Source organism: Endozoicomonas sp. 2B-B (genome assembly GCF_053470045.1).
In genome coordinates this window covers 3459873-3484230 of sequence record NZ_JBLZMU010000001.1, presented here as the reverse complement: position 1 = coordinate 3484230, position 24358 = coordinate 3459873, and the positions used below count along the sequence as shown (strand labels likewise).

Here is a 24358-nt window from a genome sequence, read left to right as displayed (position 1 = left end):
ATTGTCACCTACGAAAGGTCATAAGGAACCTTTTGCAAACAGAATATGTTTCAGTCTGTTATAAATCTGAAACGCCACTTAAATAGCCGATCAGGAACCTCCCCCGATCTATAAAATAGCTGCAATGATGAGCGTTGTGGAATTTTTTGCCCGGTATTGAGCCAGTATTAAAGTAGCTGGAACACTCAGTCATATATCAGATAAAACGTTTCATCTTTCTTGATCATCCCCAAATCAAGACGTGCGTGCTCTTCCAGGGTTTGCAAACCGTTTTGCAGCTCAATAACTTCGGTAGCGAGCAAGCGGTTTCGCCGATACAAGCGCTCGTTTTCCCGCTCCTGCTGCTCAATCTGTTTTTTGATCGCTACCATTTCGGCCACACTTCCCTCTCCCGTCCAGAGTTGAATCTGAAGGACCAACAGCGCCAGAAGAAGTAATGTATGCACCAGCTTTAGCATCTGAATCTCTCATTGTTTCCAGCCATTGAGTCTATCAAAGCCTGTAAAATGTGCCCACGATGAAAACAGAAAAAACTAGAATACCCGAAAAGTGATCATAAAAATAAAAGCAAAGGCTCGTTACACAGAACAAAGGGAGACATTAAAAGCCTCCCTTTATTGACGCGCTAATCAAACAACCTGTCAGGCACGCTTGAATTCAGCGAGACCACGATATGGAGCTTTTGTACCCAGCTCTTCTTCAATACGGAGCAGCTGGTTGTACTTGGAAATACGGTCAGAACGGCACAGAGAACCGGTCTTGATCTGACCTGCAGCAGTTCCCACAGCCAGATCTGCAATAGTAGCGTCTTCTGTTTCACCGGAACGGTGAGAGATCACCGCAGTGTATCCAGCATCTTTGGCCATCTTGATAGCCTCCAGCGTTTCAGTCAGGGAACCGATCTGGTTGAACTTGATCAGGATAGAGTTAGCGATACCTTTCTCAATACCTTCCTTGAGAATCCTGGTATTGGTTACAAACAGGTCATCACCAACAATCTGGATCTTGTCGCCCAGAATTTCAGTCTGATATTTGAAACCGTCCCAATCAGACTCGTCCAGACCATCCTCGATAGAGATAATCGGGTACTCTTCACAAAGATTGGCCAGGTAGTCAGAAAACTCATTGGAAGAGAAAATTTTGCCTTCACCCTTCATATTATATTGGCCGTCAACATAGAATTCTGATGCCGCACAGTCCATCGCCAAAGTAATATCAGTACCCAGCTTGTAGCCAGCTGCTTCAACTGCTTCTTTAATGACAGCCAGCGCGTCAGCATTAGAAGCGAGATTGGGCGCGAAACCACCTTCATCACCTACCGCAGTATTCAAGCCTTTGGCAGACAGAACTTTCTTCAGGGCATGAAATACCTCAGCACCCATGCGCAAACCTTCAGCAAAAGTCCTGGCAGCGACTGGCTGGATCATGAACTCCTGAATATCGACGTTGTTGTCAGCGTGCTCACCACCGTTGAGAATGTTCATCATAGGAACCGGCATGGTGAACTGGCCAGAAGTGCCGTTCAGGTCAGCAATATGCTGGTAGAGAGGTATTTTCTTATCTGCAGCAGCGGCTTTTGCTGCGGCCAGGGATACTGCAAGAATGGCATTGGCGCCCAGAACACTCTTGTTCTCGGTACCATCCAGCTCAATCATGGCCGCATCCAGTCCACGCTGATCAGTGGCATCACGCCCCAGCAGAGCTTCACGGATAGGTCCATTGATGTTGCCCACAGCCTTCAGGACCCCCTTACCCAGGTAGCGAGATTTGTCTCCATCACGCAGCTCCAGAGCTTCACGGGAACCGGTAGAGGCTCCGGATGGTGCAGCAGCACGCCCCATGGCACCCGATTCCAGAATGACATCGGCTTCTACGGTTGGGTTACCGCGAGAATCCATGATTTCGCGGCCTTTGATTTCAACAATTTTTGCCATAATAGCTTTCTCTCTACACAAATGCCGATAGACGATGAAAAGTACGTTGCTTCACTCTTGTTGCACAGAAAGACAAAAATACTTTTCACAACACCATGTCTATGAAGGGAAATATACCTGACCTGACCGGGCAGTGAGGAATCTTACTGTAGACCGATGAAGTCTGAGATCCAGATCTTCCCAACCCAACCATCTCAGCCCGATTAGATAATAATACTGATTCAATTTTCCAGTGCCATTATCCAATTGGACTGTTTTTAGCTTCCCAGACGCTGCAGTGCGGACACTATACCAACTCCCGGCGGGTTATCAACTATTGCACACAGCAACACCGAAGGCGCAAAGATTAAACTTGAATTCAATGGAAGCCCTTGATATCACAGTGATGAAAAACGGATAACAATGAGCGAATGAAGCTTGATAAAAAAACGAACCCCAGCCTCTTAAAGACAGAACCCTTTGCCGCCATCAAAGAGATTATTTTTGACAAAAAAAACCGCCGGAATTCGGCGGTTTTCTTACATCGAACGGAACACTCAATGGGTATCCAGCTCGGGCATTGACTTAACAAGATCGTCAATAGCCTTCACCTGTACCAGAAAGCCTTCCAACTGAGAGAGACGCAGCGCTGAGGGACCATCACAACGAGCTGCATCCGGATCAGGATGGGCTTCCAGGAAAAGACCTGCCAAACGGGTCGACATACCGGCCAGAGACAGCTCAGTCACCTGATGACGACGACCGCCGGAAGCCGCTCCCATTGGATCTCTGCACTGTAGTGCATGTGTTGCATCAAAAATAACGGGAGACTGGCCACTCACCTCTTTCATGGTACGAAAGCCCAGCATATCAACCACCAGGTTGTCGTAACCATAAGAAGATCCACGTTCACAGAGAATAACCTGCTCATTGCCCGCCTCAGCAAACTTGTCGACAATATTACCCATCTGCGAAGGACTCAGAAACTGAGGCTTCTTGATGTTGATCACAGCACCGGTTTTGGCCATGGCAAACACGAGATCGGTTTGACGCGCCAGAAAAGCTGGCAACTGAATAACATCAACCACTTCAGCTACCGGTTGGCACTGATAAACTTCATGAACATCGGTGATCAACGGCATTCCGAACGTCTCCTTCAGCTCCTGAAAGATCTTCAGACCTTCTTCCATGCCCGGCCCACGATAAGAGTGGATGGAAGAACGGTTCGCCTTGTCAAAGGAAGCCTTGAAAATATAAGGAATACCCAGCTTCTCTGTAACAGCAACATAGTGCTCTGCTATTTTCATAGCCATGTCACGAGACTCGAGCACATTCATGCCACCAAACAGCACGAACGGCTTGTCGTTAGCTACCTGAAGAGAGCCTACAGAGACTGCTTTCTGTTCAGACATACGCGCCCTTAATCCTGTTTAGCCTGATAGTTTAAAGCCGCTTCAATGAATGACTTGAAGAGCGGATGCCCATCCCTCGGCGTAGAAGTAAACTCGGGATGAAACTGGCAGGCCACAAACCAGGGGTGCTCCTTGACTTCTACCATTTCAACCAGAGCATTGTCTTCAGAGCGCCCGGAAATAACCAGACCAGCATCCTGGAGCGTTTCGAGGTAATTGTTATTGACCTCATAACGATGACGGTGCCGCTCAATAATAATGTCTTTAGCGTAAGCAGAGTGAGCCTGTGTACCAGAGATGAGGTTACACTTCTGGGCCCCCAACCTCATAGTTCCCCCCAGATCGGACGCTTCGGTGCGAGTTTCTAAAGCACCATCGGAAGCCAACCACTCAGTAATCAGACCTATCACCGGATGCTCGGAGTTTTGATCAAACTCTGAGCTGTTGGCTCCTTCCAGACCTGCCTTGTTACGAGCGTATTCAATAACAGCGACCTGCATACCCAGACAGATACCCAAATAGGGAATCTTCTTCTCACGAGCATGACGAACCGCCTGAACCTTGCCTTCCACACCACGGTGACCAAATCCACCAGGCACCAGAATCGCACTGACACCTTCCAGACGACTCAGTCCCTCCTGCTCAAGCAGTTCGGAATCAACATAACGGATATTGATCTTGGTACGGGTTTTCAATCCGGCATGGCGAACCGCTTCAATCAGGGATTTATAAGCATCCAGAAGCTCCATATATTTGCCCACCATGGCAATAGTCACTTCCTTTTGCGGGTGGGTGTCACGATCCACAACATCTGCCCACTCAGACAAATCTGCAGCCGGAGCATCCAAACCAAACTTGTCGACAACAATCTGGTCCAGTCCCTGCTCATGGAGCATCTGGGGAATGCGGTAGATAGTATCTGCATCTTCCAGAGAGATAACCGCACGCTCTTCAACGTTAGTAAACAGGGAGATCTTGCGACGGGCAGAGGCTTCAATAAACTGTTCGCTTCGGCAAACCAGAATGTCTGGCTGAAGACCAATGGATCGTAGCTCTTTAACAGAGTGTTGGGTAGGCTTGGTCTTGGTTTCGCCCGCAGTCTTGATAAAGGGCACCAGGGTCAGGTGCATCAGCAAAGCACGGGAAGAACCCAGCTCAACTTTCAACTGGCGAATCGCTTCCAGGAATGGCTGAGACTCAATGTCACCCACAGTACCACCAATTTCAACCATAGCTATATCTGCGTCACCAGCCCCCTGAACAACGCGACGTTTGATTTCATCGGTAATGTGGGGAATAACCTGAACCGTACCGCCCAGATAATCACCACGACGTTCTTTACGAAGAACGTCCTGATAGACTCGACCCGTGGTAAAGTTGTTGCCCTGCTTCATGGTGGTGCGCACAAAACGCTCATAATGGCCCAGGTCGAGGTCGGTCTCCGCACCATCTTCAGTAACAAACACTTCACCATGTTGGAACGGGCTCATGGTGCCAGGATCAACGTTGATATAAGGATCCAGTTTGAGCATCGTCACCTTAAGACCGCGTGCCTCAAGGATAGCTGCGAGGGAAGCTGAAGCGATGCCTTTGCCCAATGAGGAAACAACACCACCCGTGACGAAAATATAACGCGTCATTGTTATCTGCTGACTCTTAAATGCGGGAAAAAAATGAATACTCAAGATGGGAGATCAGGATACCAAAATCGCTGCTAAACGTAAAACACATACTGAGAAAATGCCTAGAAAGTTTGGTTTAAGTCCTGCTGACCAGACTCAGACATCGGGACACCAGGACAGACATCTGCCAGCGCCCGGCTCACAGGCGAACGTGTCTGTGACAAAAACCCCCGGTAACGCCACCAGCTGATCCCCATAAAAAACAAATGGAACAGACTCCCTGACCCAAGGGGGAACTTTGTAGTCCTGCAACCAACGTTTGATCGTCTTACGGCCGTCACGACCTTTCACAGCGACTTTTAGCCCCGCAGGCAGCTCAGAACGAAACAATATACGCAATGCCGTTTCCGGGAGCCGGACATCCCCTCCCTCTTCCAGCGCTAAACGCCCCCCCGAAAAAGGCAGCTTGATGACTTGCTCCGCACGCCACTGCCAGTCAAAACCTTCTCTCTCAATAGGCTCAGGTTTACGAAGCAGCACCAGCTTTCCTGCAAAGCGGCGTAACTGAAAAGCACCTATTAAGACAACAGGCTCAGCATCCTCTGCCGCTTCAATCAAATCTGTGAACAGAGCGTTCAGTCGGATTCTGTCTGGCATTTGGACCTGATGAGAGGCCAGCCAATAGCGAACCACTCTCCGGGCTGCAAGACCATTAATAAGCTTGAGCGCCTCCAGATCTAAAACGCTGCGTTCACCCCAAATTCGGGATGGCGGTGCTTGAATAATCGGCCGGGCATAGTGCTCTGTTTGCTCAAGGAGCATCTGATTTAGTTCAGAAACATCCTCGGAAAACTGTGCCAGCCGGGCTGCAACACCTGGCCAGACGGCCTCAATCTGCGGCATTAGATTTAGCCTCAGGAAATTACGCCGAAACCTCTGATCTTGATTGGATTCATCTTCGACAAAAGCCAAACCATAATTTTCTGCATAGTTTTCAATGGTTTGCCTGGAAGTATTAAGCAGAGGTCTTAGTAATATCCCACCACCTAACTGTCTTGAAGCAGGCATACCGGCCACACCATCCAACCCGCTGCCTCGCAGCAATCGAAAAAGCACTGTTTCCGCCTGATCATCCTGATGATGACCCATCAACAGACAACCACCATCAGGCAGACGGTCTTCAAAAACGGCATAGCGTGCTTCACGGCCCTGTCGTTCAATATCCGAGGATGACTCAATAGCAACTTTGACCACCTCCAGAGGAACCTGCCATTGTTCACAGAGGGACAGGCAATGCTCCGCCCATGAGTCGGCGTTCTCACTGAGCCCGTGATGAATATGAACTGCCGAGAGAGACTTAATCTTCCCCTGTTCACGAAGAGACACCGATAAATGAAGAAGAACGGTAGAATCCAATCCACCGCTAAACGCCACTAAAACTGGCTTCCCTGCAATGCCTCTGATTTGCTCAGAAAGATGCTCTGTTAAGGAGAAAAATCTTTCGTCACTGGATGAAATGAAAGACTTTTTCAATCGTCGATTCTTTTCGAAAGGCTGATCCGCCATCAGACAGCGCCGTAATCCCTGATGCGCTGGTAACGACTTTCTATCAATTCATCAGCGGCCATTGTCTCCAGCTTTCGGAGTTCCTCCTCCAGGGCAACACCCAGTGTAGAAGCCATCACTTCTGGCTGACTGTGAGCACCACCCAGAGGCTCCATGACCAGACGATCAATGAGCCCCAACTCCATCAGCCGGGATGCAGTTACACCCATGGCTTCTGCGGCTGTGGAAGCATATTCAGACTTTTTCCAGAGAATCGATGCACAGCCCTCCGGAGAGATCACCGAGTAGATGGAGTTCTGCAACATCAGCAGCTGGTCACAGACACCAATAGCCAGCGCGCCACCGGAGCCCCCCTCTCCGATAACAGTAGAGATAATGGGCACTTTCAGGCGAGACATAACGGCCAGATTGTAGGCAATGGCCTCACTCTGTCCACGCTCTTCCGCGCCAATGCCCGGATAAGCACCCGGCGTGTCGATAAAAGTCATGATGGGCATTTTGAAGCGCTCGGCCATCTCCATGAGCCGACAGGCCTTCCGGTAGCCTTCGGGCTTGGGCATACCAAAATTACGAAGCACTTTGTCTTTGATTTCACGGCCTTTCTGATGACCCATGACCATCACCGGACGACCATTGAATCGGGCAATGCCACCGATAATTGAAGGATCATCTGCAAAGTGACGATCACCATGCAGCTCATCAAACTCGGTAAAGAGATGTTGAATATAATCCAGAGTGTAAGGACGACGCGGATGTCTTGAAAGCTGAACTACCTGCCAGGCAGACAGATCAGAAAAAATCTGCTCAGTCAGGGTCTTGCACTTTTCTTGCAGGCGGCTGACTTCATCAGTAATGTTCAGTTCGGCATCGGTGCCAACCAGTCTTAGCTCTTCGATCTTGGCTTCCAACTCAGCAATCGGCTGTTCAAAATCCAGATAATTCGGGTTCATAGATTCCACTTCAAGAGTTCCGCATCAGCTGAAAAATACGTAAAAGCGATCAATATGTCGAGTTAATAAGAGTAAGCGTCTGTTACTGATACTCTACTTTGGCGGACTCTTTGCCCAGCCATTGCCTTAAACCCATCACCAGGTCATCACTGGGACTAACATTCCATTTTTCGCCCAGCTGGATACTGGCCGAAGCATCGTCACGGGTGTAGTTGACCTGCACCGGGAGCTGACCCGGATGCTGTCCGAGCAAGCCGGACATTTTGGCATGAAACGCATTGTCCACCTGCCCACTGCTTAAATCCACCAGCAGCCTGCGGGCATAGTAACTTCGGGCATCAATCAGGTTGAGAGCTTTCTTGGCTCTGACCTTGAGGCTACCAGAGTAATCATCAAAGCTGACCTCCCCTTCAAAGACAATCACCGTATCCATCTTGATGAGCGCCTGACACTGCTCAAAAACATCGGCAAAGATCGATACTTCGATTCGGCCAGTACGATCATCCAATGTCACAAAACACATTTTGTCGCCGCGTTTGTTATTCATGGTCCTCATGGCCACCACCAGGCCTGCTATGTTTTGACTTTCGCCTCTGGCTGGCTGAAGGTCCCGGATACGGTTGCGAATAAAGTGTTTGATCTCCTGCTCATATTCATCAATGGGATGACCGGTCAGGTACAGACCCAGAGTGTCTTTTTCGCCACTCAGCCGAACTTTATCGGCCCACTCTTCGACATTGCCGTACTTATCGTAGACATCCTCTTCACCGGCGGGCACCAGTGCACCGAACAGATCACCATGGCCAGAGTCAAAACTCTTGGCGGCCTGGTCTGCCGCTTTCATGGCTTCAGATTGGCTGGACTCCAACACCGCGCGGTTAAAATTGTATCGGGCCTTTTTACCCGGTGCAGGCCCCAGCAGATCAAGGGCACCGGAACGAATCAAAGCCTCCAGAACCCGTTTATTGATACTCTTGGCATCAACACGTTCACAAAAATCAAAGAGGTCCTTGAATGGACCGCCTGAGTTTCTGGCTTCAACAATGGATTCGATAGGCCCCTCACCAACGCCCTTGATGGCACCCAGACCATAAACAATATGCCCGTCGTCATTCACGCCAAACATATAGTCACCACTGTTTACATCCGGTGGCAGCAGCGTAAGTTCCATTTCCCGACACTCTTCAATAAACGTCACAACCTTGTCGGTATTCTGCATATCGGAACTCATGACCGCCGCCATAAATTCTGCCGGGTAATGGGCTTTCAGCCAAAGCGTCTGATAAGAGACCAGGGCATAGGCAGCTGAGTGAGATTTGTTAAAGCCGTAACCGGCAAATTTCTCCACAAGGTCGAAGATTTTCATCGCCAGCTCGCCATCAATCCCCTGTTTGATAGCCCCTTCTTCAAAGACTGCTCTCTGCTTGGCCATCTCTTCGGGTTTTTTCTTACCCATGGCTCGACGAAGCATATCCGCACCACCCAGGGTATAACCTGCCAGCACCTGAGCGATCTGCATGACCTGCTCCTGATACAGGATGATGCCATAGGTAGGCTGCAGAATCGGCTGAAGCCACTCGTGCTGATATTGAGCATCCGGATAGGACAACTCTTCCCGGCCATGCTTACGATTAATGAAGTTATCTACCATGCCCGATTGCAGAGGCCCCGGGCGAAAAAGGGCCACGAGAGCGATGATATCCTCAAAACAATCGGGCTGAAGACGCTTGATCAGATCCTTCATGCCCCGGGACTCAAGCTGGAAAACCGCAGTGGTCTCAGCCCGCTTGAGCATGTCGTAGGAGAACTTGTCCTCCAGATCGATCATCATGATGTCAAGCTCATCCTCGCCACGTTGCTGGCGGCGGGGGTTGATCATTTTCAACGCCCAGTCAATGATGGTCAGAGTTCTCAGCCCCAGAAAGTCAAACTTCACCAGACCGGCAGACTCAACATCATTTTTATCAAACTGGGTAACAACACCGCCACCGGCTTCATCACAGTAAAGCGGTGCAAAATCGGTCAGTTTGGTCGGTGCTATGACGACACCGCCAGCGTGCTTACCGACATTGCGGGTAACCCCTTCAAGTTTGAGCGCCATATCCCAGATTTCCTTGCCATCTTCATCGATATCAAGAAAATCCCTGATAGTAGCTTCCTGCTCGTAAGCTTTACCGAGGGTCATACCGATCTCGAAGGGAATCATTTTCGAGAGCCGGTCTGCAAGACCGTAGGACTTGCCCTGGACCCTGGCTACATCCCTGACCACCGCCTTAGCAGCCATGGTACCGAAAGTAATGATCTGGGAGACCGCATCACGACCATAGGTTCTGGCGACATAGTCAATCACCCTGTCTCTGCCATCCATACAGAAGTCGACATCGAAGTCAGGCATGGACACCCGCTCCGGATTCAGGAATCGCTCGAACAGCAGGTCATACTGAATAGGGTCAAGGTCGGTAATTTTTTGCGCGTAGGCCACCAGTGAACCAGCACCGGAACCACGCCCCGGCCCGACCGGTATGCCGTTACTTTTAGACCACTGGATAAAATCCATTACGATCAGGAAATAGCCCGGAAATCCCATCTGGAGAATAATATCCAGTTCGAAATCGAGACGATCCCGATACACTTTTTCTTTACTGACATAGTCAGAATCAGCAGGGTCCAGAATAGTTTGCAAACGTTCAGTCAAACCATCATGGGAAAACTTCCTGAAAAAGGCATCCATCGTCATCCCCTCAGGGATGGGAAATTCTGGCAGAAAGTACTCGCCCAGATGCACATAAACCGAGCAGCGCCGGGCAATTTCCACTGAATTTTCAAGCGCTTCAGGGATATCGGAGAAGAGTTTACACATCTCTTCTTCCGTTTTCAGATACTGCTCTTCGCTGTATCTTTTGACCCTGCGCGGGTCGTCCAGGGTTGAACTTTCACCGATACACACCCGGGCTTCGTGGGCTTCGAAGTCTTCTTTATTGATGAACATGACATCGTTGGTGGCCACTACCGGGCAATCGTATTTTTCAGCCAGCGCGACGGAGCCATGCAGGCAATCCTCATCACCCGCTCGGGATGTTCTGTGCAGCTCAAGATAGTAACGCCCCGGAAAAGCTTCCATCCATTCAGTCAAAAGCTCACCCGCCAGCGCTTCATTGCCATTAAGAATGGCCTGACCTACATCCCCTTCTCTGGCACCTGATAGCGCTATCAGGCCTTCAGATTTTTCCTGAATCCATTCTCTTTTAACAATGGCTTTGCCATGCTGCTGATTCTCCAGAAAGGACCGGGAAATCAGCTCTGTGAGGTTTCTATAGCCCTTCTCATTCATAGAAAGCAATACAAGTCTCACAGGCTCAAGAGCCGGATCAGAATGCGTAACCCATAAGTCAGCGCCACTGATCGGTTTAATACCCGCCCCCTGGGCACTGTTATAAAACTTTACCAGCGAGCAAAGGTTCGACTGATCAGTAACGGCCACCGCAGGAAAACCCAGCTCTCCGGCTGCCTTAATCAGTGGCTTGATGCGAACCAGGCCATCGCTCAGGGAAAATTCTGTATGAAGTCTCAGATGTATGAAACGTGCAGGCATGAGAGAAGGTAGACCGATTGATGGTGATTTTTAATTCTAACAACGGAGCCATGTTAACTGCCAGCTCGTTATAACCCCGATGCCTCCAATGCATCACGGACAGGCTTGAACGAACGACGATGGATAGGCGTCGCTCCAAGCTTTTTCAGGGCATCCATATGAACTCTGGTTGGATAACCTTTGTGACCGGCAATCCCGTAACCGGGATAGTGCTTCTCCAACTCAACCATTTCACGATCACGTGTTACTTTTGCCAGAATAGAAGCTGCCCCAATCTCCGGAACAGAACCATCACCTTTCACCACAGCCTCAGCAGGACAGGGCAGATCAGGACAACGATTACCATCGATCAGGGCCAGTTCCGGCTTCACTGAAAGGCCTGCAACCGCTCTCTGCATGGCCAGCATAGTGGCATGAAGAATATTCAGTTCATCGATCTCATGAACTTCAGCCCTGCCGATGGACCAGGCCAGTGCTTTCTCTTTGATTTCTTTAAAGAGCGCATCACGTTTCTTTTCAGACAGTTTCTTGGAATCATTAAGCCCGGCTATGGGATTATCAGGGTCCAGAATGACAGCGGCGGTCACCACCGGACCGCAGAGTGGGCCCCGACCCACCTCGTCGACACCACAAACCTGTGTAACGGTCTCGGGGACAGCAAAAAAACCCAGCTCATTTTGTTGCATCGTATTTTCCTACTACCGACATCACCGCATCATAGGCCAGAGCACTGGCATCACGTTTGAGGGTTTTATGAATCGCTGTAAATTCCTGAACCAGATGACTTCGCCACTCCTGATCGTCTAATGCCCTGGCCATGGCTTCATGAAGCTTTTCAGAGGTCGCATCGTCTTGCAGCAGCTCAGGTACACAGGGCTCGCTCGCCAACAAATTCGGCAGGCCAACATGTTCAACTTTTACCAAACGGCAGAGAATCGCAAAACTCAGTGACGCCATTCGATAGCTGATCACCATAGGCCTCTTATGTAAAGCTGCCTCCAGAGTAGCCGTTCCTGAAGCGATCAAAATCGCATTGGCTGCCGCCATCATCTCAGAAGTTTTACCGACGGCAACCGTGACATTCAGATCTGGAAAATCTTCCAGCATGGGTAGCAACTGCAACTTTCTCTTTTCATTGGCACAGGGAATGACGAACCGAATATCGGGATGGTCTTTCTTTAGCAGGCGCGCAGTGTTTAAAAAAAGCTCCCCCAAACGGGATACTTCAGCTTTTCGACTGCCCGGCAATAAGGCGACCACAAGCCCTTCTTCATCCATTCCCAGTGAGCGCCGAGCTGCAACCGCGTCCGGCTCCCAGGCCACTTGATCGGCCAGCGGATGACCAACAAAAGTGACCGGAACCCCATGCCCCTGATAGTAATCTGCCTCAAACGGGAGAAGCGCGAGCATATGATCAACGGCACACCGAATTTTCTTCAATCGGCCTTCTCGCCATGCCCAAACCTGAGGACTTACATAATGAACTGTAGGTATCTCATTGGATTTAAGGTACTTTTCCAAAGCCAGGTTAAAGTCAGGCGCATCAATCCCGATAAAAACGTCTGGTTTTTCTGCCATGAAAGTTTCTTTCAGCTGCTTGCGAATACCTAATAGCTCTCTCAGCCGCCCCAGCACCTCAACAAGCCCCATTACTGAAAGCCTCTCCATGGGGAAAAGACTCTCAAACCCTTCAGCGATCATCATTGGACCACCAATCCCATAGCATCGGGCATCGGGGTGATGGCATTTGATCTTTCTGATCAGCGCTGCTCCCAGCAGATCACCCGAGGCCTCCCCGGCCACCAGAGCAAATGACAGTGTTCTGGACATTCCTATTTACCGTGAAAAATATGTGGCTGGCAGGGAAAGACTGACTTCGAAAATCAGCGCGTGATACCTCGGGTTGACGCTTTCAAAGAGTCAATAAGCAACTGGATTTGGGGCTGTTTTTTCATGGATTCAAGCCTGTCCAGTGCCTCATTAGTCCGCAGACCCTGCCGGTAGATCAACTTGTAACATTGACGCAATTCACGGATCAGTTCCGAACTGTAACCACGACGCCTCATCCCCTCAAAATTCATGCCGTGAGCCTTGGCCGGGTTACCACTGACCATCACGAATGCAGGAACATCCTTGAAGAGAGCTGTATGAGCAGCACTCATACTGAAATCACCAATAACACAAAACTGATGCACGGTGGTGAACCCTCCCAGGATGACCCCATCACCAATCCTGACATGACCGGCCAGCGTAGCGTTATTGGCCAGGATAATGTTATTACCAACGATGCAGTCATGGGCCACATGAACGTAGGCCATCAACAGGTTATTGCTGCCAATGCGGGTAATCGAATTATCCTGGGAAGTCCCCCGATGAATAGTACAACCCTCACGGATCACATTATTGTCACCAATTTCAAGCCAGGTCGTTTCGCCTGCGTACTTCAGGTCCTGACAATCTTCACCAACACTGGCGAACTGGAAAATGCGGTTATTTCTGCCTATTTTGGTGTGCCCCTTGACAACAGCATGGGCATGAATTTCTGTTCCAGAGTCAATTTCAACGTTTGCACCAACAATGGCATAGGGTCCGACCTTTACGTCCGGTGCCAAAGCAGCACGCGGATCAATAATGGCTGTCGGATGGATCAATTCATCCAGAACAGCATTTGATTCTTGGCTGGAACGGGAATCAATCAAGACTATAGTTCCTTTCTTGCACAGGTTATTTCAGCACAGCGGGCTATCTTACCATCAACCTCCCCCTGACAGGAGAACTTCCAGACATTTCTTTTCATGGCCAGAAATTAAGCCCTCAGCAAAACCTGATCACCGGGCATGACAGGATGATCAGGAAATACAGCAAGAGACTGATAAACCAGCCTCTTGCTGATAGATACCGAACGTGCGGCACATCAAACGGGTTTCATTCTTCGAGTCGGCGCTCGCACCGTTTCAGTCGTTTGGCCATATCATCAAGTCTCCTGAAGCGGACCGCGTTCTTTCTCCACTCCCCCGCATCCATGATGCCTGTCCCGGATGCATAGGCACCAGAACGGGATATGGATTTGGTGACCATTGCCATTCCAGAGAGATGAACATGATCAGCAATGGTGATATGACCCGCAAGACCCGAAGCACCAGCAATGGTGCAATATTCACCAACCCTGGTACTACCGGAAATACCGACATTGGCAGCAATAGCAGTATGCTTTCCTATTATCACGTTATGAGCGATCTGCACAAGATTGTCGATTCTGACTCCGTCGTGTATCACCGTGTCCCCCAATGCGCCTCGATCGATACAGGTGCAGGAACCAATCTCTACATTGTTACCGATAACTACTCCACCGATCTGGGCTATTTTATGCCACTGCCCGTCCAATCGGGCGTTGCCAAAGCCATCGGCCCCGATAACAGCATTAGCATGAATAATACTGCGCTCACCAATAAAGACACCGTGACAGACTGAAACATTTCGACAAATATGACTGTTCTTACCGATCACAGTGTCATGACCAATCACAGCACCGGCATCAATTCGAACACCCTCAGAGATCTGAACTCCGGACTCAATCACTACTTTTGGGCCTATTGCGGCCGTTGGATGAATCGCGGCGTCTGAAGCAATAACTGCGGAGGAATGGATACCTTCAGGCAACCCCTTATCAGTATCAAACAGATGAGAAAGAGAAGCATACCCCAGATAAGGATTATCCAGAATCAATGCATTCCCGGCCCAGGCTTCAGCCTGAGCGGGTGCCAGAATAACCGCACTGGCCCCTGTAGTCTCCAGGTAGCGAGCGTAGGCGGGATTCGCTAAAAAGGCCAGCTCACCAGCAACAGCATCCTGAAGGGTATTCAGGCCAGAGATACACTCCTCACCATCACCCTTGAGTTCAGCAGCCACTCTGTCAGCCAGCTCAGACAAGGTAAAGGAAAAAGACTGTTTCATGAATTACTTCAACTTATTCATGCGCTCAATCACCTTACGGGTGATATCAAAACCAGGCTTAACGAAACGCGCAGCACCACGCTCCAGAACCAGATCATAGTCCTGCTCTTTAGACACTTCCTCAATCGCTTTATCAAGCTTCGGTCTCAGCTTACCCAGTTCGGTCTGGTCAGAACGGGCTTTTTCGCTTCGCAGCTGTCGATCTTGCAGTTGCAGATCTTCAAACTTACGCTTGATCTGGACCTGACGATTCTCACGCTGGCCCTCGGTTAAAGTAGGACCATCTTTCTGCAGTTTTTGCTCCATTACTCTGATTTCTTCCTGCAGTGCTTTGAGCTGTTTGATTTTAGGAGCAAACATCTTTTCAGCTTCTTTGGCATATTTTTTGGCAGCGTCTGACTCCAGAACAGCCATCTCAGAATCCACAACAGCGATTTTTTGTGCCTGAGCCAATGGAGATAACAGCAGCAGAGCAACAAACGCCAATTTGATCGATTTCAAGTTCTTTCTCCTGAATAAAAACGCAAAGTCCAAAACAGAGTATACCTTTGTATACCAGAAACTCTCTAAAGCCTGAAACAATCACCTGATAAATTCTGAAACAGCTTCAAAGCTTTCCTAAAGCCACATGCGAGAACGCACTAATTATAATGAAATGGTATTATATCGCATCTATTTATACCGCTCTGCTTGTATAGAATCAGTAAAAACTGATTCTTTCTCCTGGCAAAAAAAGTGGGCATTCATCATATATAAAACCATCCTTCGGTATTATCGAATCGCAGGAATAATCAGGTGGAAATCAGAGCCGAAAACTGCTGAGGAAACACTCGCTCAACCTGTATGATTGTATTGGCTTCTGAAAATCTTATTGAGAGCTGCTAATGCCAGAAGCAGCCCTCAATAAAATCACGAGAGGTTTTAGAAAGGCGTACCCAAGGAGAACGCAAACACCTGAGTCTCGTCCTCTCCCTCGGGATTAAGTGCTTTGGCCAGACTAAAGGTCAGCGGTCCGAGTGGGGTAATCCACGTCAGGCCGACGCCGACACTGTAGCGAAGCGAACCAAAATCAGGCTTCGAGCAATCCTTGATATCACCGCTGGGACAATTGGTATCAAAGACATTACCGTAATCAAAGAACAGACTGGTTCTGAGCGAACGCTGATCTTTCACAAAAGGTAGAGGGAAGAGCACTTCAGCGGTACCCTCGAAGACAAAATCACCACCAATGGCGTTATAATCATTGTCTGTCCGCTCTTTGGCCTTAGGACCCAGGGAGTTATCTTTATAGCCACGAACAGAGCCAAAGCCACCCGCATAGAAATGCTCGAAGAAAGGTATGTCGGTGGTATCACCATAGGCACCGATATAACCGATTCTGGTAGAGACGCGCCCTGTCAGCGAGTCGGTAAACGGATAGAAGTACTGGCCACGATAAACCAGCTTGTAAAAGCTGACATCCGACCCCGGAATAGTCACCTGCGCCGATGCACTTTGAGAGTAACCCCGTGTCGGCAGCAAGCCTCGATTCAATTCATTTTCGGACCAACTCAGCGTTGTCTTGACGTTTGTGAAACTATCACCATTCTCCTTCAGATAATTGAGAATATAATCCGGCGTTTCTGAACCCGTTGTAATACTGGTATCGTCAATACCCAATCCCATACTGATTGTCTGAGTTTCCGAAATCGGGTAGCCAAAGTTAACATTGGCACCGGTTGTATCTGCAGCATAGTTCGAGATATCAGTATCACTGTAATCATAAGAACGGTGATACAAGTTGAAACCACGGCTGACACCATCAACGGTGAAATACGGATCAGTAAAGCTGAAGTTATAGAGCTGACTGACATCACTTTTGTTCAGACCTACAGACACCTTGTTACCGGTCCCCAGGAAATTGTTCTGACTGATAGAGCCGCCCAAAAGCAGGCCGTCAGACTGAGAGAAACCCACACTGGCTGATATACTGCCCGAAGGCTGCTCTTCAACGGTGTAGTTCACGTCAATCAGGTCACTGGTTCCGGGAACCGGTGGTGTTTCAACATTGACTGACTTAAAGAAACCCAGACGTTCCAGACGCACCTTGGATTGCTCAATCTTCTGAGTGTTCGCAGAAGCACCCTCCATCTGACGCATCTCACGACGCAGAACTTCATCTTCGGTTTTGGTATTCCCGGTGAAGTTGATCCTGCGAACATAAGCACGTTTACCAGGATCAACAAAAAAAGTCAGGGAAACGGTTTTCTTTTCATGATCCGGAGTCGGTATACCTGTCACATTGGCAAAGGTATATCCTTCATTACCCAGACGTCTGCTCAGAATTTCTTCTGTCGTCGTAATCACCCGACGGGAAAACACTTGTTCCGGTCTGGCCAGCAACAAGCTTTTGGCCTCTTCTTCAGAGATAATCAAGTCGCCCGCCAGTTTGACATCACTGATTGAGTATTTATCACCTTCATCAATATTAACAGTGATAAAAACACTCTGTTTGTCAGGACTGATCGAAACCTGAGTGGAGCGAATATTAAAGTTGATGTAGCCCCGATCCAGGTAGTAAGAGCGCAGACGCTCCAGATCACCCGAGAGTTTTTCCCGGGAATACTTATCACTGGAGCCAAAGAACGAGAGCCAGTGCGACTCTTTGAGTTCAAACAAACCCAGTACATCTTCCTGAGGGAAAACCGTATTACCAACGACATTGATATGTCGGATGGTCGCTACCTTGCCTTCTTTGACATTGATAGTCAGCTTGACCCGGTTACGGGGCTGAGCTTCAACATCAGCGGTAATACTGGCTCCATAGCGACCCTGAGCAACATATTGACGCTCCAGTTCAAGTCGAATAGCCTCCAGGGTAGCCTGCTGAAAAATCTCACCTTCAGCCAGACCTGACTTACTCAGCCCCTGCTTGAGATCATCAGTTTTGATGGCTTTGTTACCCTTAATTACAATTTCACTGATTGAAGGTCGCTCAATAACCGAAATGACCAGAATATCACCGTCTCTGGCCATTTGAATATCTTTGAAATACCCCGTGCGGAACAGAGATTTAGCTGCACTGGAAATCTGCACAGATTCAACATCATCCCCAACCTCTATGGGCAATGCATTAAATACTGTACCGGCTGAAACCCTCTGAAGGCCATCAATCCGGATATCAGACACTACAAAAGCATTAGCGCCTGACGCATAGGCCATTGAGCCAATCAGCAGAGACAACAGTGATCGCTTCATGGAATCCGTTCTTAGTCCGTGTTCATTTTTCACTCTGGGTAGTCGCATCAGAAAAGCCGGCTTATGTCATTATAAAGAGCCAGCATCATTACACTGACCACCAGAGTCACCCCAATTTTCAACCCAACCATCTGAGCCTTTTCAGACAGAGGTTTCCCTCTGACCCACTCCACCAGATAAAACAACAGGTGTCCTCCATCCAGTACAGGAATGGGCAGTAAATTCAAAACCCCAAGGCTGACACTCAACATGGACAAGAAATAGAGAAAATTCTCCAGTCCTGATTGCAGGGACGCGCCAGCCACTTTAGCAATGGTAATAGGGCCGCTCAAGTTTTTTACCGAAACCAGCCCGACAACCATCTTCCACAGCGACTCAAGCGTCATTCCTGTCAAAGCTGACGTTGCCTGAATAGCTTTGGGCACTGCGGAGAGCGGGTTAAACTGCAAGGTCCTGACCATATCGTCAGGCCAGGAGACCGACTGAACACCAGCACCAATATAACCCACAGATTGACCTTCCACCTCTTTCTCACCAGGCGTAATGGTAAGACTTTGGAGACTGCCGTTACGCTCAACGTCTAACTGCAGTGTTTTACCAGAGTGACTACGAATCAGGTTAACCCATGCCAGCCAATCCTGTACAGGCTCACCATTGGTTTTAAGAATTTTATCTCCGGGTTGGAGGCCTGCCTGCTCAGCAGCACCGCCCGGAACAACCTGACCGATAACGGCAGGTAGTTGTGGTGAGTAAGGTACAATCCCCAGTGCCCTGACGGGATTCAGATTCTCCTGACCTACCAGCCAGTTATGCAGGGGCACCTGCCTGATGACTTCAGTGCCTTCAGGCTTTTGACCAGGGATTCCGGGCCTGACCACGATTTCAACAGAGCGATTGTCGCCAATAAACGACAAAAGCTCCATATTCACCTGTTGCCATCCGGGTGTATCTGTTGAGTCGATTCTTAAAATCTCATCACCGGGCTGAATACCGGCTATTGCAGCAGGAGAATCAGGCAATACTTTTTCAACCTGCGGCAGCACAGTCTTTACACCCAAAACATACATTAACCACAGTGCCGCTATTGCCAGCAAGAAATTAGCGATCGGACCCGCAGCCACAATCGCTATCCGGGACAGGACAGGCTTGTTGTTAAAAGCGAAGGCTCTTTCCGATTCAGGTACAGGCCCCTCCCGCTCATCCAGCATCTTGACATAACCGCCAAGGGGGATGGCTGCAATTACGTATTCAGTCCCCTGACGATCAGTTCGCTTCCAGAGCGGCTTACCAAAACCTACGGAAAAGCGAAGAACCTTGACACCACAACGACGGGCCACCCAGAAGTGGCCAAACTCATGGATACTGACAAGAATTCCTAACGTTATGACAAAAGCCAAAAACGTTTGCAAAGTTCCAAATATCATTTCGCGCTACCCAACCTCCGGTACGCCTGCCTGCCTGCTTTGACCTTGAACTCGCAGACAGCAGTGGTTGACAGAGTTTTATGATTCAATGTACGACTGTAAATAGAATATCGCCAGAATGACAGTAAATATATGTATTTAAGCCATGACAGCATCAAGCTGTCTTGTGCCACTGTTCAATCTGGGTTCTGGCCTGCAACCTGGCCTTTCGGTCAGCATCCAGCACCTGTTCAATATCACCTGCACTGAACACCTGAAGCGCCTGAAGCGTGGCATCAATGACTTCCGGGATACGATCAAAACGTAGATGATCACCCAGGAAGGCTTCCACAGCCGTCTCATTGGCTGCATTTAACATAGCGGCTGCAGTCCCACCGGTAGTTGCAGCATCCTGAGCCAGCTGCAAACATCTGAAACGTTGCATACAGGGCTTCTGAAAATCCAGTCTGCCAATATCGGCCAGAGAAAGTGGCTCCACACCGGATTGCACGCGCTCAGGCCAGGCCATTGCATGAGCAATCGGTGTGCGCATATCCGGATTGCCCATTTGTGCCAGAACTGAGCCATCCTCATAATCCACCAGAGAATGAATGATACTCTGCGGATGAATCAGCACCTCGACCTGGGAGGGACGAGCACCAAAGAGCCAGCAAGCTTCAATAAACTCAAGCCCCTTGTTCATCATGGTGGCCGAGTCTACTGAAATCTTTCGCCCCATGCTCCAGTTCGGATGAGCACATGCCTGGGCTGGTGTAACAGCAGGTAGAGTGTCTACCGGTGCATCCCTGAAAGGCCCACCCGAAGCGGTTAATAGAATTCTGCGAACCCCAACCCCCTGAAGACCTTCACTATAACCATGGGGAAGACACTGAAAGATAGCATTGTGCTCACTATCAATTGGCAACAGCTGGGCACCAGACTCTTTTACCGAATCCATAAAGAGCGCCCCGGTCATAACCAGCGCCTCTTTGTTTGCCAGCAAGACTTTCTTACCTGCCTTGACAGCGGCCAGAGTAGGCAGCAGACCTGCGGCTCCGACAATAGCAGCCATGACGATATCGATGTCTGAATCAGCAGCCATCAGAGCGACTGACCGACTACCACCAAGAACCTCTGTTTTAATCCCTTCAGCTTTTACCGATGCTCGCAACTGATCGGCAACAGCAGGATCTGACATGACAGCGAAGTCCGGCTTAAACGCCCTCACCTGCTCCAACATCGCATCATGACTTCGACATGCGACCAGCGACCTGACTCTGTAACGATCATTGTTTCGAGCAATGACGTCCAAAGTGCTTTTTCCGATAGACCCGGTTGAACCCAGGACACAAACCTGTTGCATGCTTAACTCCCTCCGACAATCAGAGCCAGAGTAAAGACCGGCACAGCCGCCGTCAGGCTGTCTATTCGATCCAGCACCCCACCATGACCTGGCAGTAAATTACTACTGTCCTTAATACCGCGCTCACGCTTGAGCATACTTTCAAAAAGATCACCCAATACGGAAACCAGAACAACAGCAACTGAAAGTACCAAAAGACCCAGCCCACGAGCTAAAGAAAGGTCAAAATACAAGCCCACACAGGCCGCCACCAGTAACGACATTAGTAGCCCACCGACCAATCCTTCAACCGTTTTCTTGGGGCTCACCCTCTCGGCGAGCTTGTGACGACCAAGATTCTTACCGGCAAAGTAGGCACCTATATCGGCTGCCCAGACAAGCAGAAACACCAGAATAATGGTCCAGCCATGCTGATCATGGAGTTTAAGTTTTGAGAGTGCAAACCAGGCTGGAACCAAGGTCAACACACCCATCACCAGCCTGAGCAATCGACTCTGACAGAAACGGGCAGAAGCTGGATAACTCTTCACCAGAGCAAATGCCAGCAGCCACCAGATAACAGACACTGTCAGCAGTGCATAGGCCGACATATCTTTCACAAACCAGCAGACCCCAGCGATCAGCAACACATAAACCACCCGGGCAAAAACATCTTTAAAGCCGGACAAATTAGCCCATTCCCAGGCTCCCAGCATGATAACCAGGGCAATCAGGACTGAAAAAGCGGTGGGAGGAAGAAAAATAACACTGCTCAGGGCCAATACTGCCAGAACTACAGCAGTTAGAATTCTCTGTTTTAACACGTAGCCTCAGCCTCCACCTGCTCACTGGTCTTGCCAAATCGTCTCTGGCGATTGACATAAGCCAGGAGCGCACGCTCAAACTCCCTGCGATCGAAATCCGGCCACAAGGTTTTGGTAAAATAAAATTCGCTGTAGGCACACTGCCATAAAAGAAAGTTACTGATACGCTGTTCACCACTGGTTCTGATGAGTAGATCAGGCTCGGGTATACCCACTGTACTCAAATGCTGACCAATTAACGACTCATCAACCTGGTCAGCGGATATCTCCCCCTGCTCTACCATGTTAGCCACTTTGCGGGCAGACTGGGCAATATCCCACATTCCGCCGTAATTGGCAGCAATCACCAGAGTCACTTTCGCTTCGTCAGCAGTCAAAGCTTCTGCTTCAGCAATATGTGCCTGTATGTCCGGACTAAAACGACTAATGTCGCCTATAATCTTCAGTCTGATATTATTTTTCTTGAGCTTAGCGGTTTCCTTGCGCAGCGTTCTCAGAAACAACTCCATCAAGCCATCCACTTCACTCTTCGGCCGGTTCCAGTTTTCACTGCTGAAAGCGAAAAGAGTCAGAACTTCAATACCTGCTTCACCGCAGGCTTCAATGACTTCTCTGACTGCTTTCAGACCCGCTCGATGGCCGGCAAGACTCGGAAGCAGTCGCCGTTTCGCCCAGCGGTTATTTCCATCCAGAATGATGGCCACATGGCGGGGCAACTTCTGAACTGGTACTTCCTTAAGGCTGCCGATTTCCTCTTGCGATTTCATGGCCATTCACTATTTTGTTGATCTGAAAATACAATTTATTTGCAGCACTCCGGAAGCGTTCACTGCAAATTGTAAACGCCAGCAAAGTGCCACTCCTAACACCTCAGAACAGATACACAAATCCACCTGAGAAACACCATCCCTGATCAAATGAGACATTAAGAGGAGCGATCAAACAGCCATGTTAAGGAAACACAGCCATGCCAATGACACAGAGCTGACGACAGCACCACAATAACCACATTTGCAATTAAAGTGAGACTGCTATATCCAGATTGACACAGATTGATTTTCTTCGCTCATGACTGTCTATAACCAATCAATTAGAAGATGAAGCGCTCAAACTTCCATCAGGTCCTTTTCCTTGCTGGCCAACGCCGCATCTACTGCCGCAATGTATTTATCAGTTAACTTCTGGATATCGTCCTGTGCACGACGCTCATCGTCTTCACTGATTTCTTTTTCCTTTTCCAGCTCCTTGATATCGGCCAGCGCATCACGACGAATATTGCGAATAGCAATTTTAGCGTTTTCAGCTTCCTGACGTGCCTGACGGGTGTAGCCCTTCCGGGTTTCTTCAGTCAGGGGAGGCAGAGGGATACGAATCACTTCACCGGCAGTGGAAGGATTCAGACCCAGATCAGATTTCAGGATCGCTTTTTCTACATCAGGAACCATCTGCTTTTCCCAGACGCGGACAGCCAGAGTCCTGGCATCTTCAGTAGAAATGTTAGACACCTGGCTCAATGGCGTCTCGGAGCCATAATAAGAGACCCTGACACTATCGAGCAGACTCGGGTGAGCGCGGCCAGTACGAATTTTGGCAAATGCACTGTCCAGAGAGTCAACACTCTTGCTCATGCGCTCCTGCGCATCTTGCTTAATTTCTTCAATCATTTTCCACCCCACTCACCAGTGTTCCTTCTTCGCCACCTACCACTGCATTGAGCAGAGCACCGGATTTATTCATATTGAAAACCCGAACGGGCATCTGCTGATCACGGACCAGACAGATCGCAGTCAAATCCATTACGCCGAGTTTGCGCTCGAGCACATCATCATAGGTCAGGGATTCAAATTTTACTGCATCAGAATGTTTAACCGGATCCTTGTCATAGATACCGTCAACCTTGGTTGCTTTCAGCACAACATCGGACTCAACCTCAATACCGCGAAGGCAGGCTGCAGAGTCTGTTGTAAAGAAAGGATTGCCGGTACCCGCTGAAAAAATCACTACATCGCCACCATTGAGGTAGCGTATTGCACGACGATGGTCATAGTGCTCTACAACACCATCCATCGGAATGGAAGACATGACCCGGGTGTTGATGTTTGAACGCTCAAGGGCATCACGCATAGCCAGAGCATTCATAACTGTGGCCAGCATCCCCATATGGTCACCAGTCACACGGTCAAGGCCAGCGGCACTCAGCGCTGCGCCACGAAAAAGGTTTCCACCACCGATCACGATACCGACCTGAACGCCGATACCGACCAGCTGGCCAATTTCCAGAGCCATTCTGTCAAGAACACTGGGATCAATGCCAAAGTCCCCCGCTCCCTGAAGGGCCTCGCCACTGAGCTTAAGCAAAATGCGCTTGTATTTCGGTTGTCGATCATTTGCCGGCATATTCAGCTTTCCAATTCAGAGTTAGGCGAAGGCGCGCCTGTCCCCGATAACCTGCCGACTCACCCCACATCCTGCCAAATGAGCTTTCTGCACTGTCAGCAGCTCAAAAGCGGCCGTTTACATACAACCTTGCAGCAGTGCATCAT

Annotated in this window: 19 protein-coding genes; all 19 read right to left on the bottom strand. The window is 49.3% G+C overall.

Annotated elements, in window-relative coordinates; translation table 11 throughout:
• Window positions 1–185: 185 nt before the first annotated feature.
• On the bottom strand, window positions 186–458 hold the full coding sequence (locus tag ACOMHB_RS13260; RefSeq protein ID WP_422133643.1) for a septum formation initiator family protein: 273 nt from the start codon (window positions 456–458) through the stop codon (window positions 186–188).
• 183 nt (window positions 459–641) lie between these two features.
• Window positions 642–1934 carry a phosphopyruvate hydratase gene (gene eno, locus ACOMHB_RS13255; protein ID WP_448216982.1) on the bottom strand — a complete coding sequence of 431 codons (1293 nt, stop codon included), beginning with the start codon at window positions 1932–1934 and terminating at the stop codon, window positions 642–644.
• A gap of 536 nt (window positions 1935–2470) precedes the next feature.
• Window positions 2471–3325, bottom strand: a complete 855-nt coding sequence (kdsA, locus tag ACOMHB_RS13250; protein ID WP_422133641.1) for a 3-deoxy-8-phosphooctulonate synthase — start codon at window positions 3323–3325, stop codon at window positions 2471–2473.
• Window positions 3326–3333: 8 nt separating this feature from the next.
• Entirely contained in the window at window positions 3334–4965 is a 1632-nt protein-coding gene (gene pyrG, locus ACOMHB_RS13245; RefSeq protein WP_448216981.1) for a CTP synthase, read from the bottom strand.
• Between the two features lie 138 nt (window positions 4966–5103).
• Window positions 5104–6513 carry a tRNA lysidine(34) synthetase TilS gene (gene tilS, locus ACOMHB_RS13240; RefSeq protein ID WP_448216980.1) on the bottom strand — a complete coding sequence of 470 codons (1410 nt, stop codon included), beginning with the start codon at window positions 6511–6513 and terminating at the stop codon, window positions 5104–5106.
• Entirely contained in the window at window positions 6513–7463 is a 951-nt protein-coding gene (accA, locus tag ACOMHB_RS13235) for an acetyl-CoA carboxylase carboxyl transferase subunit alpha (RefSeq protein WP_422133638.1), read from the bottom strand. The genes tilS and accA overlap by 1 nt, the downstream gene beginning before the upstream one ends.
• An 82-nt stretch (window positions 7464–7545) precedes the next feature.
• Window positions 7546–11055 carry a DNA polymerase III subunit alpha gene (dnaE, locus tag ACOMHB_RS13230; RefSeq protein WP_448216979.1) on the bottom strand — a complete coding sequence of 1170 codons (3510 nt, stop codon included), beginning with the start codon at window positions 11053–11055 and terminating at the stop codon, window positions 7546–7548.
• A 68-nt stretch (window positions 11056–11123) separates the two neighbouring features.
• Window positions 11124–11741 carry a ribonuclease HII gene (gene rnhB / locus ACOMHB_RS13225; RefSeq protein ID WP_448216978.1) on the bottom strand — a complete coding sequence of 206 codons (618 nt, stop codon included), beginning with the start codon at window positions 11739–11741 and terminating at the stop codon, window positions 11124–11126.
• Entirely contained in the window at window positions 11728–12885 is a 1158-nt protein-coding gene (gene lpxB, locus ACOMHB_RS13220; protein WP_448216977.1) for a lipid-A-disaccharide synthase, read from the bottom strand. The genes rnhB and lpxB overlap by 14 nt, the downstream gene beginning before the upstream one ends.
• Before the next feature lie 53 nt (window positions 12886–12938).
• Window positions 12939–13706, bottom strand: a complete 768-nt coding sequence (gene lpxA, locus ACOMHB_RS13215; protein ID WP_448218635.1) for an acyl-ACP--UDP-N-acetylglucosamine O-acyltransferase — start codon at window positions 13704–13706, stop codon at window positions 12939–12941.
• 274 nt (window positions 13707–13980) lie between these two features.
• On the bottom strand, window positions 13981–15009 hold the full coding sequence (gene lpxD / locus ACOMHB_RS13210; RefSeq protein WP_422133634.1) for a UDP-3-O-(3-hydroxymyristoyl)glucosamine N-acyltransferase: 1029 nt from the start codon (window positions 15007–15009) through the stop codon (window positions 13981–13983).
• 3 nt (window positions 15010–15012) lie between these two features.
• Complete coding sequence (locus tag ACOMHB_RS13205) at window positions 15013–15510, bottom strand: OmpH/Skp family outer membrane protein (protein WP_317141682.1); 498 nt, start codon at window positions 15508–15510, stop codon at window positions 15013–15015.
• Window positions 15511–15930: 420 nt separating this feature from the next.
• A complete protein-coding gene (gene bamA / locus ACOMHB_RS13200; protein WP_448216976.1) occupies window positions 15931–18246 on the bottom strand; it encodes an outer membrane protein assembly factor BamA in 2316 nt (771 codons plus the stop codon).
• 47 nt (window positions 18247–18293) lie between these two features.
• Window positions 18294–19670 carry a sigma E protease regulator RseP gene (gene rseP / locus ACOMHB_RS13195; RefSeq protein ID WP_448216975.1) on the bottom strand — a complete coding sequence of 459 codons (1377 nt, stop codon included), beginning with the start codon at window positions 19668–19670 and terminating at the stop codon, window positions 18294–18296.
• A gap of 154 nt (window positions 19671–19824) precedes the next feature.
• Entirely contained in the window at window positions 19825–21012 is a 1188-nt protein-coding gene (gene ispC / locus ACOMHB_RS13190) for a 1-deoxy-D-xylulose-5-phosphate reductoisomerase (protein ID WP_422137898.1), read from the bottom strand.
• 2 nt (window positions 21013–21014) lie between these two features.
• Window positions 21015–21815, bottom strand: a complete 801-nt coding sequence (locus ACOMHB_RS13185) for a phosphatidate cytidylyltransferase (RefSeq protein WP_422133629.1) — start codon at window positions 21813–21815, stop codon at window positions 21015–21017.
• A complete protein-coding gene (gene uppS / locus ACOMHB_RS13180; RefSeq protein WP_448216974.1) occupies window positions 21809–22582 on the bottom strand; it encodes a polyprenyl diphosphate synthase in 774 nt (257 codons plus the stop codon). Before uppS ends, ACOMHB_RS13185 begins: the two co-directional genes overlap by 7 nt.
• Before the next feature lie 339 nt (window positions 22583–22921).
• A complete protein-coding gene (gene frr, locus ACOMHB_RS13175; protein WP_448216973.1) occupies window positions 22922–23479 on the bottom strand; it encodes a ribosome recycling factor in 558 nt (185 codons plus the stop codon).
• The gene (gene pyrH, locus ACOMHB_RS13170) at window positions 23472–24212 is read right to left on the bottom strand and encodes a UMP kinase (RefSeq protein ID WP_448216972.1); all 741 of its coding nucleotides are present in this window, start codon (window positions 24210–24212) and stop codon (window positions 23472–23474) included. The genes frr and pyrH overlap by 8 nt, the downstream gene beginning before the upstream one ends.
• Window positions 24213–24358 lie beyond the last annotated feature (146 nt).

What these genes read in the sequence shown, in the direction of transcription:
- uppS (WP_448216974.1), bottom strand. Translation starts at nt 22,582, where the DNA reads ATGAAATCGCAAGAGGAAATCGGCAGCCTTAAGGAAGTACCAGTTCAG.
- bamA (WP_448216976.1), bottom strand. Translation starts at nt 18,246, where the DNA reads ATGAAGCGATCACTGTTGTCTCTGCTGATTGGCTCAATGGCCTATGCG.
- pyrG (WP_448216981.1), bottom strand. Translation starts at nt 4,965, where the DNA reads ATGACGCGTTATATTTTCGTCACGGGTGGTGTTGTTTCCTCATTGGGC.
- kdsA (WP_422133641.1), bottom strand. Translation starts at nt 3,325, where the DNA reads ATGTCTGAACAGAAAGCAGTCTCTGTAGGCTCTCTTCAGGTAGCTAAC.
- ispC (WP_422137898.1), bottom strand. Translation starts at nt 21,012, where the DNA reads ATGCAACAGGTTTGTGTCCTGGGTTCAACCGGGTCTATCGGAAAAAGC.
- rnhB (WP_448216978.1), bottom strand. Translation starts at nt 11,741, where the DNA reads ATGCAACAAAATGAGCTGGGTTTTTTTGCTGTCCCCGAGACCGTTACA.
- lpxB (WP_448216977.1), bottom strand. Translation starts at nt 12,885, where the DNA reads ATGTCCAGAACACTGTCATTTGCTCTGGTGGCCGGGGAGGCCTCGGGT.
- tilS (WP_448216980.1), bottom strand. Translation starts at nt 6,513, where the DNA reads ATGGCGGATCAGCCTTTCGAAAAGAATCGACGATTGAAAAAGTCTTTC.
- rseP (WP_448216975.1), bottom strand. Translation starts at nt 19,670, where the DNA reads ATGATATTTGGAACTTTGCAAACGTTTTTGGCTTTTGTCATAACGTTA.
- dnaE (WP_448216979.1), bottom strand. Translation starts at nt 11,055, where the DNA reads ATGCCTGCACGTTTCATACATCTGAGACTTCATACAGAATTTTCCCTG.
- pyrH (WP_448216972.1), bottom strand. Translation starts at nt 24,212, where the DNA reads ATGCCGGCAAATGATCGACAACCGAAATACAAGCGCATTTTGCTTAAG.
- lpxD (WP_422133634.1), bottom strand. Translation starts at nt 15,009, where the DNA reads ATGAAACAGTCTTTTTCCTTTACCTTGTCTGAGCTGGCTGACAGAGTG.
- ACOMHB_RS13260 (WP_422133643.1), bottom strand. Translation starts at nt 458, where the DNA reads ATGCTAAAGCTGGTGCATACATTACTTCTTCTGGCGCTGTTGGTCCTT.
- accA (WP_422133638.1), bottom strand. Translation starts at nt 7,463, where the DNA reads ATGAACCCGAATTATCTGGATTTTGAACAGCCGATTGCTGAGTTGGAA.
- eno (WP_448216982.1), bottom strand. Translation starts at nt 1,934, where the DNA reads ATGGCAAAAATTGTTGAAATCAAAGGCCGCGAAATCATGGATTCTCGC.
- frr (WP_448216973.1), bottom strand. Translation starts at nt 23,479, where the DNA reads ATGATTGAAGAAATTAAGCAAGATGCGCAGGAGCGCATGAGCAAGAGT.